Here is a 1331-nt window from a genome sequence, read left to right as displayed (position 1 = left end):
TAGATCTCGTATAACAAGCGAAGCTATGACACTGCATGGAGGATTAGGGGTAACTGGCAAACTATGATTCTAGGAGGAGATTAAAAATGAATCCAGTCATCGGTCTGGATATTTCAAAAGGAGAAAGCCAGGTTCAAGCATTTTTAGATAAAGGCAAACCATATCGTAAAAGTTTTAAGGTAACGCATACTTTAGAAGGTCTGAATGACCTTGTATTATTTTTAGAGAATGTAAAAAACGAGGCTGGTATGAAGCCTACAATCATTTTAGAAGCAACAGGACACTATGGTGCTCCTGTCATTCATTATTTAGAAGAACGAGGATATTTATTGATCATCATAAATCCGTTAATTTCATATAAAGCAAGAGGTTCGAGTTTGAGAAAAGTAAAAACGGATGCCATTGATGCCTATCTTCTTTGTGAATTGTTCTATAAAGAGGAATTGGAGCCATATAAAAAGCGTGGTGTGCAGTTATTAAACCTTCGTAATCTTACTAGACAACATGAAAATATAACTGGTGTAATGATTCAAACAAAGCTGCAATTTCAGGCAGTCCTTGAACAGATATTTCCTGAATATAAAGGGGTTTTCGGAGATTTATATTCTAATGTTTCACTATTAACTCTTTCAGAGTTCCCTTCTTCAGAAGATATTTTGAAAGCAAGTGAAGAATCCATTACAGACAAAATTTATGAACTATGTAAGAGTAGGTCCATTAAATGGGCAAATGAAAAAGCTTTACAGCTTAAAGCCGCTGCAGCTCGTAATCCTTTTGAAAAAACAGTTTACCAGAGTCATATTTTAAGTCTTGATATGTATATAAAAATCCTTCTTCAATACAAAGAGCATCTATCAAAGTTAGAGTCTGAAATAGATGCCCTCGCTAAAGAAATTGAAGAATATAGTATTATCAAATCTATCCCAGGTATCGGTGAAAAAATCGCTGCAACGATTATTTCTGAAATTGGTGAAATAGATCGATTTAATAACCCTAAAAAGCTTGTGGCATTCGCTGGAGTTGACCCAAGTGTTTTCGAATCAGGTAAGTTTTCAGCGACCAAAAATCGAATTACAAAACGAGGTTCAAGTAGACTTCGTCATGCCTTGTTCATGGCTGTTCGTTGTGCAATACGAGATTGTAGGAAAACTAAAACAGACGATAAAATCATTCCTCGTAACAAGAAATTACGTGAGTTTTACGATAAAAAACGTGACGAAGGAAAACCTTTTAAAGTAGCGATAGTAGCTTGTATTAATAAACTATTACATTGGATTTTTGCCTTATTAAAAAACAGAACTACGTACCAAGATTTAGCTTGATAAGTAAGT

At 34.6% G+C, this 1331-nt stretch carries 1 protein-coding gene; it reads left to right on the top strand.

Annotated elements, in window-relative coordinates; translation table 11 throughout:
• Window positions 1-86 precede the first annotated feature (86 nt).
• The gene (locus tag AC3WSK_RS26485) at window positions 87-1322 is read left to right on the top strand and encodes an IS110 family RNA-guided transposase (protein ID WP_492413370.1); all 1236 of its coding nucleotides are present in this window, start codon (window positions 87-89) and stop codon (window positions 1320-1322) included.
• The last annotated feature ends 9 nt before the right edge of the window (window positions 1323-1331 follow it).

The sequence above is a fragment of the Lysinibacillus sp. EB271-A1-10B genome, assembly GCF_058791335.1.
The sequence above is the reverse complement of the archived record's forward strand: the minus strand, read 5'-3'. Positions and strand labels throughout refer to the sequence as shown.

What these genes read in the sequence shown, in the direction of transcription:
- AC3WSK_RS26485 (WP_492413370.1), top strand. Translation starts at nt 87, where the DNA reads ATGAATCCAGTCATCGGTCTGGATATTTCAAAAGGAGAAAGCCAGGTT.